At 57.7% G+C, this 9,308-nt stretch carries 4 protein-coding genes and 1 pseudogene; 2 read left to right on the top strand and 3 right to left on the bottom strand.

All coding sequences use genetic code 11. The features are described from left to right. Positions 1-1,935: 1,935 nt before the first annotated feature. Positions 1,936-3,141 (top strand): IS110 family RNA-guided transposase, encoded by a 1,206-nt coding sequence (locus AC1DKD_RS38175; RefSeq protein ID WP_441637596.1) that lies wholly within the window; start codon positions 1,936-1,938, stop codon positions 3,139-3,141. A gap of 22 nt (positions 3,142-3,163) precedes the next feature. Then, positions 3,164-3,376, top strand: a pseudogene (locus AC1DKD_RS38170) (transposase); the annotation flags it as partial. A gap of 370 nt (positions 3,377-3,746) precedes the next feature. On the opposite strand, the gene AC1DKD_RS38165 reads toward AC1DKD_RS38170, so the two are convergent. The 3 genes from AC1DKD_RS38165 to AC1DKD_RS38155 form a co-directional block, all read right to left on the bottom strand. Further along, a complete protein-coding gene (locus AC1DKD_RS38165; protein ID WP_441634866.1) occupies positions 3,747-3,929 on the bottom strand; it encodes a hypothetical protein in 183 nt (60 codons plus the stop codon). 1,866 nt (positions 3,930-5,795) lie between these two features. Continuing rightward, positions 5,796-6,773, bottom strand: coding sequence for a ParB/RepB/Spo0J family partition protein (locus AC1DKD_RS38160; protein ID WP_441634864.1), 978 nt, complete (start codon positions 6,771-6,773; stop codon positions 5,796-5,798). Positions 6,774-6,776: 3 nt separating this feature from the next. Then, positions 6,777-7,979, bottom strand: a complete 1,203-nt coding sequence (locus tag AC1DKD_RS38155; protein ID WP_441634862.1) for a ParA family protein — start codon at positions 7,977-7,979, stop codon at positions 6,777-6,779. Positions 7,980-9,308 lie beyond the last annotated feature (1,329 nt).

The following is a 9,308-nucleotide window of genomic DNA, read 5'->3' as shown; positions in this document are numbered from 1 at the left end:
GCACTCTGGGTGGCCACCCCAAATCCGTTCACCTAAACCCATCCGTGCGCTTAGGTGCCTTTACGGGTGCGCAATCGGACGGCAGATCAAGCAGTCGGTGGTGGCGCAATGGAACGGGTTCATGAACGCACACGCGGCCGCGCAAGTAGTGTGGGTGGTGGAGATCCCAGTTGACTACTTCATCCCTCGCGAGCGTTGGCGATGCGCCGCGACCCACGCGTTGAGCTTGCTGATTGGGTTGCTCGGATCGAGGACCCGGGTAGCACTGCGGACCAGCTACCGTTGGCGCCGCGGAAGGCTCGCCCACAATCGGCGCAGCGGTAGCGGAGTCAGCCGCTCGCAATCGCGAAGCAGTTCATGCGATCCGGCTTCTGCCATCGCGCCGAACGTCGTACCGTGCAAGGCCACCACCCTACCGTGGCTAGCAACTGACGATTTGCACCAGCAGCCGGGGCGATTCAATAGCGAGGCCCGCTGCTCGGAATTTCCTCTCGGCTTCTTCCTCAATGGCCCCGCTCGGCACTCTGGGTGGGCACCCCAAATCCGTTCACCTAAACCCATCTGAGCGCTTGGGTGCCTTCACGGGTGCGCAATCGGACGGCAGATCAAGCAGTCGGTGGTGCGGCGGATACTACGATCACAACCGTCGCAGTCTGCGCTTCGAACCCCTTCACGTGCTGGCGCAAGACATGCGGTGCTCATCACGACGCACCGAAGATCGTGCGCATTCGTTCGGTGGCTATGATCTTCGGCTTAAGCTGCGGCCGCACGAGTCGCAACCGGCGAACACACCGATGAAATGCTATGCAGGGTCGTTGTACTGATTATCGGCATAGCATTCTGCTTGACAGTTTGGGCCTGTTAAATGCGGTAAGTGTCAGTTCATAATATAAATCAAATACTTACAGCTGGATTCCCGCCCAGGCTCACGAGCTGCGAGTTGCATGACGCTAGAAGTGGCTTCAGACCGTCAGCGCGCAATCAATACCTGCACCGGTTGGGGAACCATATCGGCCCGCCCCTTCTTTTAGGGCCGGTGGGCCTTTTAGGGAATCCAGATCGGCGACAGTGGTCAGGCCCCCGTTGTGCTGTTGTGCGCCCGCGCACTTCAGCGCCCGGCCCTTTGCCCGGATTTCACTGGCGCAAGGGTGCTTCTGTGCCGGACGAAACGAGGCTGACTGCCGTCCAAGATGATTCGGGCTCGTTTCGCCTTAGCACCCGGCACAGTGGATTTAGGTGAACGGATTTGGGGAAGGACTTCTCCCAGCACAGCTCTCGATTCATGGCACATTGACATCCTTCCGTCGCTCAGCTTTTGGCTGCTGCGCTTTGCGCGGAAAGGGAGGGTGGGAATTCCATCTATGAGCAGCACTTTGTCAAGCCATTTGGCGGAACTGGCTAGTCGATTTCGATCAAACTCCAGTATCTCCACTGCAGCGACCGATGGTGCGATATAACACAGGCGGCAACCCCTCGATGACCGAAAGATCACTGGTGCCCGCAAGCGACGTCACCGGACGCCGCGTGGCGAGCCCGGTACATAGCATGGTCCGAGAATCGTCGGTGACATTAGTGAGCGGCGCGAGCCGCATCCCGTTTGAGAGATCGGGTCGATTCTGATGCTTCCGCTGGTGCTGCCCTCAACCAACCAGCCGGGAGCAGGACATGGCCATGTGCACACGGGAAGACGATGAGATGCATCCGAACCCCATTACTATCTTCATGCCCCGATAATTGGGGCTTTGGCCAGCCAGGCCCAGCATGAATCTCGCCCCCAGTCGTCCATGATCCGGGGGGTGTTGTCACCGGGCCTGGTGGGTGACTGGTGATCGCTATTAGGGACTCGGCCGGAACATCCTGAGGCCGTCCGTAACGTGGACGCCGAGACTTGCCACCGTTGTTGCAGGCCAACCCGCTCAATCCGCCTAAACTTCGATGCAAGAAAACCAACAACATGACTCCGTCGATGTCTTCGTCGGCGTTGATGTAGGCAAAGGCCATCATGACGCTGTCGCGCTCGATCGGACCGGAAAGCGTCTGTACAACAAAGCGCTGCCCAACGATGAGGCCAAGCTGCGCGCCCTCATCACCGACCTCAAGGCGCACGGCCAACTCCTGTTCGTCGTCGATCAACCCGCCACCATTTGCGCGCTGCCGGTCGCAGCCGCCCGAGACGAAGGCGTCCTGGTCGCCTATCTGCCGGGTCCGGCCATGCGCCGCATCGCCGATCTGCACGCGGGCGAAGCCAAGACCGATGCCCGCGATGCCGCGATCATCGCCGAGGCCGCGCGATCGATGCCGCATACGCTGCGCTCGCTTCGACTCGCTGACGAGCCACTCGCTGGACTCACCGTGCTGTACCGTTTCGACGACGATCTGGCTGCCCAAATCACCCAAACCATTAACCGCATTCGCGGCCTGCTCACCCAGATACATCCCGCATCGGAACGGGTTCTGGGGCCTCGCCTGGACCATCCGGCCGTGCTCGATCTGCTCGAGCGCTACCCGTCGCCCGCCGAGCTTGCCTCGACCAGCGAGAAGACGCTCGCCAACCGCCTGACCAAACTCGCCCCGCGTATGGGCAAAGGCCTTGCGGGCGAAATCGTTCAGGCGCTCGGTGATCACGCTGTGGTCGCACCCGGCACGCAGGCAGCCACCACCGTCATGCCGCGTCTGGCCCAGCAACTCGCCGCCTTACGCAAACAGCGCGACGAGGTCGCCAGCGAAGTCGAGCGCCTGGTACATGCACACCCTCTTTGGCCGGTCCTGACCAGCATGCCTGGAGTCGGCGTCAGGACCGCCGCCAGACTCCTCACTGAGGTCGCACACAAAGCCTTCGCTTCGGCCGCGCATCTTGCCGCCTACGCCGGTCTCGCCCCGGTCACCCGCCGCTCAGGCTCGTCTATCTGCGGCGAACATCCGTCCGGGCGGGGCAACAAGGTACTCAAGAGAGCGCTGTTCCTCTCAGCCTTTGCAGCCTTGCGAGATCGGATATCGAGGGGCTATTACGCTCGCAAGGTCCAGCAGGGAAAGCGCCACAATCAGGCGCTCATCGCTCTTGCCAGAAGACGCTACGACGTGTTGTTCGTCATGCTGCGCGACGGCACCTTCTACCAGCCGAAATCTGCCCCGGGTGCTTGACGAAACGCATAGGGGCGCCCCTCAGTTCGACGCGCGTGCCGCGCTCGCGCGCTGGGCCGGCGTGGACCTGACCCGCATCAACGGGTTGGCCGTCACCTCGGTGCTATCGGAGATCGGGCCTGACTTGAGCCGCTTTACCAACGTCAAGCACTTCTGTTCCTGGCTGGGGCTGTGCCCCGGCACCAAGATCGGTGGCGGCAAGACGCTATCTTCCGGCACCCGACCCTCCGCTAACCCCCACGCTRGGCTTCCAAATCACCCCAACAGCCCCAACCCCAACGCCCTAAAAACCCGCCGTTTCCATTTGTTTCTCATGAGAGGATCTACGGCGCTACGGGAGGATCTGTTCAGTCGCTTCGATGGCAAGGACTTTCCCGATCTCGTGGCATAGCGATGAGCCAAGATAGTGGGTGTTGGGTAACCCATCTGAGCAGGGGACGGCCATGGACAAGATTGCTCGTATAGGCGTGGATCTAGCCAAGAACCTGATCGTGATACACGGCGTGGATCGCATTAAGAAATGCGCTCTCACGGCGGACGCTTCTCGATCGGTTTGCGAGCCTCCAGCCCTGCCTGGTCGCGATGGAAGCGTGCAACGCAGCCCATTACTGTGACGCAAGCTGTACGCGCTCGACCATGAAGTCCGCCTGATCGCGCCGCAGTTCGCAGCGCCGTACCGCAAAGGCGGTCAGCACGTGAAGAACGACAAGCTGGATGCCGAAGCGATCTACGAGGCCGCAGGCCAGCCGCACATGCGCTTCATGCCGCTCAAAACGGCGGATCAGCAAAACGCGCTGGTGCTACACGCCGCCTTGAACCTACCTTCGATAGACGTCCGCCTACCCTCCCCTATGGCATTCGGGTCACTCGATGAATTTCTACTAGAAAACACTTAAAAATCAATGACTTAAGAAAATAACAAGATAGATGCCGTCTTGCTCCCCACTGTCTAGCAAGCGGGAAATAAATTTAAGTGATTGATTATAAACGACTTTCTAGTAGAAACGTCTTGGTAAGCCATCTACATCAACTTTACGGCTGTCCAACTCGAGCACCTTGCGCGCTAACAGCGTGGAGGCGCGCGGAAAGCCTGTCGACGTCATCCATCGCGGCGACGAGCGCGTCATCATCGAGGCTAGGGGACGGCAGGGGGCAGCTGACCGTCAACGACCCCAGCGCATTTCTGCGGCAGACGCTCCAATCCAGATGCGACAAAATGGGCCAAGCGCCCTACTTCCTAGCATTACGCATCTCGCGCAACCAACTCGCGCAAGCGCATTGCATGAACGAATCTGAATGGGCCGAAATCGCCCCAACGCCTCAGGCATTTCAAGGAAGCGTTTGCGGCCCATCGGAGGCTACACAGGTGAGCAGGTTAGCGCGCAGCACAACAATGAGGGTCCGGCACTGTCCACTTCTCAATTTCTGCTTGGGCATAAGGTCGGCTTTGGGACGGCCACGGCCTTGCCAACTAAGAACTCGGCGTTGAAATCGTCCCCGCCCTCAGCCGTCGGCCTCCGCAGTTTGCGCGGAATTGGGGAGGACGTCTCCTACGGCCCAGTGCCGGCATGACGCCGCTCGTTGAGTCCACTTCGGTTGGTTTCTGCTGCTGGCGGCATCACTGCACCTTTCACTTCACAGGCGAACTTGGCGGGTCCCTCCCTTACAACATTGACCGCCTCATCATCTGCAAGGCCAGTGCCTTGCTACATGAAGCGGCACCGATCCAGCGAAGCGGCGGATGTCGAGCGGCTGCTCGCCATCGGGCATCGGTTCGTATTCGAAGGTTTGATGTCATCGCATAGGTAATTCGCGACAGCAATCGACCCCAGTCAAGGATGGCTCCGCCCTGCGCGCTATCCCTCCGTGCCCAGATGGACGAGCATTGCCCCCTGAGCACCGCGTGACMCAGCAAACCGGGGCGCGCTCAAGCAGACTTCTATCCGGCCTAATGCAGACCAAGCCTGCCGCCCCGAACGGCTCATTGCCCACCAGCACGGCCCATGCAGTTCGCGCCGCCTTGTTGGCTAGCCACTACCGTCACGTTGGTAGTGCGACGGCACGCCGGCTGTTCACAACATAAGCCTTTGTCCTTGGCCCGGAACAGAACTGCCCTGGCTCCGTGGATTAGCAGCATGCGTAGATAGCGGCACCGTGTTAGCTGATCGCGCCGAGGCGCACCTTGCCCCCGTGCGATGCTGACGCGGCACCAGCCTGAGGTAGGCCGACAGTTACTGCCACGATTGGAAGTCGCGTGCATCGCCGATAGTGGTGACTAGCGCCGATGCCGTGAGCATGCCAATCCCTGAAATCGTCACCAAGCGCTGGCACTCTGGTTGCGTCTGGGACCAAGCCTCTATTTGTCCCTTCAGCCCGGCACTGTCTTTCGACGTCTCCCGCTTCATGGGGGGGCGAGGAGGCGGTGGTATCTGAACGTCACGGCGGATATGGCGCACCGGATGATGCCACCTAATACACGCCCGTGTCGGTGAAGTGGAGGGGACGGATAAGCAATGGCCTTGGTGTGCGGGGCGCAAGCATCGTGAGGCAAAATGAGAAAGGCCTGGATGAAAATCCAGGCCTTTCGTATTCAATCGAGAAGGGAAACTTATCGCACCATCATCTTATGGGACTCTCTTCCGCCGCGAAGGGCGTTAGTTTGCATCTCTGGACAGAGAAATCTCCTTCTCCAAGAAATCGACCAAGCGGGCCTCCCATTTCGCCGCATCCGCCACGTCTTTAAAGCGGATGGCAATCACGCCGTTCCGGCTTCCCACAACGCATATCTGTTTTTTGCCCAACTTGATGGTGCGAGTTTGACCCGGCTCCCTTGCGGATTTTGCCACCGCGGTCACAAAAGCCAAAGCCTGTTTTTGCGAGAACTTGGCATCGGTAGCCAAACGCTGTATGGCATCGACAACGAGGTCGGTCTTTTCGGGACGTTCCGCAATCACTGCAGCTAATTCGTAAGCGGCATTGGCGCCCAGACATCCTCGATCCGGGGCATTTCGGAGTGCTTGCAGCGCTTCCTCCGGAAGGCGCGCATAGGCGAACAGCTTAGTTAGTTGCGCCTCGCTGATCCCAGCACCAGCGGCGATGTCCCGCTGGCTACGGCCGGTCTGTTGCTGATGGCGATAAAAACCCTCGAATTTCTCAAAATCGGGAAGTGAAGGGGATAGCAGATTTGAGTAGAAAGCTGCTAGCTCGTGCTCCTCAGTACCCTCAAGGTGGGAGAAGATCGCCGGAATTGTCGTTCGCCCCAACTCTTTGAAGATGTGGAACCGATTGTGGCCAGCGATCAACTCAAGAGTGCCATCTGGTCGCCTAAACAGGGTCACGGGGTGCACGAGTGGGTTGACACGCAGGTTCTCTTTCAGTTCACAGTACTGCTCTGCGGTTAGCTTCCGGCGGCGCCCTGGTATCTCAACCACCTCCGTTATAGACACGTCGACCGCCTTCCCGAGGTTCGACTCCAGGTCGGCTGCCCGTTTCTCCGCAGCAGCGACCGCTGACTGGACTGCCAGCATGCGACCAGGTGAAGTCTTTGGTGCCGCGCCTGCAGGTGTAGGACTGGCCCCCGGTTTGACAGTGACGTTCGCAGTCTTCGCTAGCAATCTATCGCCGATACCCATTACTTATTCCTTAATTTTCCAAGCCCTTGTGAGCTTATCGTCGACGTGCAGCGCTAGCCGATCAAGCGGCTCGCGGAAGCGCTGGTAGGCTTCGACGCTTCCGTCCGGTTTGGAGAGGTCATAAACTGTGGACAGTTGTGCCGATGCCCCTTTCGGTACCGATGACTCGGGTATCTCGATATCCAGAACGCGTGAGCCGTAAGCCTTAACCATCCACTCGCGGACGACTTTGGATACGGCATCCGCCTTGACCTTGGTCAGGACAATATTGATGAAGTCGAAGCGCTTCGACTCGAGCAGACCTGGCAGCTTTTTCGCAATATCGGAGAACAAATGCCAGAACTGCGTAGAGCTGGCGAAGTCAAGTCCATCGGGCGGGCAAGGCATCAAAATGCCATCCGAGGCGATCAACGCGTTAATAGTGATGTAGCTAAGGGCAGGGGGAGTGTCTATCACGATCACATCGTATTTTTCGGAAAGCGGCAAGAGCCCCTTCCTCAAAATGTCCCAAAACTCGAAACCAGATTGCGAGAGGACTTTCGACGGGATTTCGAACTCGGCATCAAACAATGCTGAAGATGCTGGGATGAGGTCCAGGTTATGCCAGTATGTCGATTGGACCGCATAGTTCAATGTGGACTGGTCGCCGTAAATAAGCGGAAGTAACGTCTGGCTTTCGTCGATTTCCGCGTCTGGCGCCCAGCCGCAAAGCTGTGTGGTTGTACCTTGCGGATCGCAATCCACGATTAGCACCTTGCGTCCGAGCAGAGTTAACGCCTGGGCCAGACAGACTGCTGTCGTGGTCTTTGCCACGCCACCTTTGAAGTTGCCAACCGTGATCACGCGGCCCCGCGCACCATCTGGACGCGACATGCGGCCAGCCGCCGATTTCGCCCACGTAATGGTGTCTTCCAGGGTGAAGACTTTGGTCCGACCGTTTCCTTGCGATGTCCCTGAAGGCAAGCCGCCCTTTGACGCCAGGTAGTGAAAACGCGCCTTGTCTATCCCGCACATGCTAGCGATTTGCGTGCTCGTAAACGTCGGGGCTATTTTCCTAGGATAGGGCTCTAGCATTGCATCACGGATTTGACTGAATACGTCATTCGCCTGGGCAGCGACTTCGGCCAGCCCATCAATGGTAAGCGCCTCGTCACCTGTATTGTCCGGACGCGGGAACTCCGCTTTAAGTAGGCTGGTTCTTGCCATAGATTTGAAGGTTTCCTAGAAACAACCCAAAATGCTAAAAGTAGACGGTTTTCCTCGATTCGGAGGTTGGCCGTAGAATAGCTGTCAACTAGGTAAACCGCAAGCAGTTTACGTCACCTCCGTAACCACAGCAGCGACACGACCGGTCAGTTTTAAGGGACAAAGTCCTTGGTATAAGGGAAATACTGACATGCGATCTGAGATCAAAGGTTGCTGACCAATAGGAAGGGTGAAGCTTCAATGAGCACCTTGGAACGGCCTTTGGGCGAGTGGCTAGCTTCAGGAAAACATCTCATCCTGGCTAACCTTGTTTAAGTGCTTTAGTAAACACTGTAAACCTTTAAGTAAACCTTTAGCGCCTCAAGAACCGCGCCAGTAAAGGGCTGCAGGGTAGATAGGTGAAATCTCTTAGGGATTGGGTGAACTCTGTTGGGGCCAAGGGGTTGTGGATTTGGGGGACAGGTGAAACTGATTGGGTTGGGAAGGCTGTGGATTTGGGGAATTGGTGAAGTGTATTGAGGGGAAACCGGATCACCATCTCCAATGGCTCGAGGGTGAACTGTATTGGGGATATGCCAGGGTGAACGAATTTGGGGGGTGGCGTTACCAATCTGGGGCCGGTGCTAGGTGGCGGTTGTGAAGGGTGAAAGGATTTAGGGTGACCCTAAGGTGAAGGGTTTTGAGGCGGTGCGATGCTCGCATTTGGACCAATGCCCAAGGGCCGAGCCATAGGTGAAGTAATTTGGGGGCTTTGAAGGTGAAAGCCTTTGAGGCGGCACTTTGTAAGTGGTCACTCTCATTCATCCCACAAAGATAGATCATTGGTGAATGAATTTGGGGTAGATGAGGGTGAAGGTTTTTGGGGACCGAGAGCAAGTCAGCATCAGAATAGTTGCGTATGCATCACTAAATTTGTGATGAGGAGCATCAGGACTTGAGAACTGCCTTGTGAGTGCAGTAAAGGCCGCTTTGTGAACGCGCTAAATTCAAAAGCTACCCAAAAACCTTCACCTTTCGAGCCGCGCGCACCAGGGAGCCCAGCAGATTGCCCCTGCCTCCCCAAAAGGTGAATGAATTTGGGTGCCTTTCAGGCCTTAGGTGAAGTGTTTTGGGGATGAAGCAACTTAGGCAGGGGATGAGAAACCGCTTGTAAGTGCCAGATTTCAAACGCAAGGAAGCCTCTCGTTCTTTGTGCTCCGCCCATTCGAGCAGCCCCGGAGCACAAAGCCTTGATAGGTGAACGAATGGCAACTAAGATTTCACCAATTCACCGTCAACCCTTTCCTATGACGAAACCAGCCGCGGGTCAGAAGGGCGCGCAGATCGCCC

It is taken from the genome of Cupriavidus sp. 05T313, from assembly GCF_056396665.1.
Note: the sequence above shows the minus strand (reverse complement) of the source record. Positions and strands in the feature narration are given on the sequence as shown.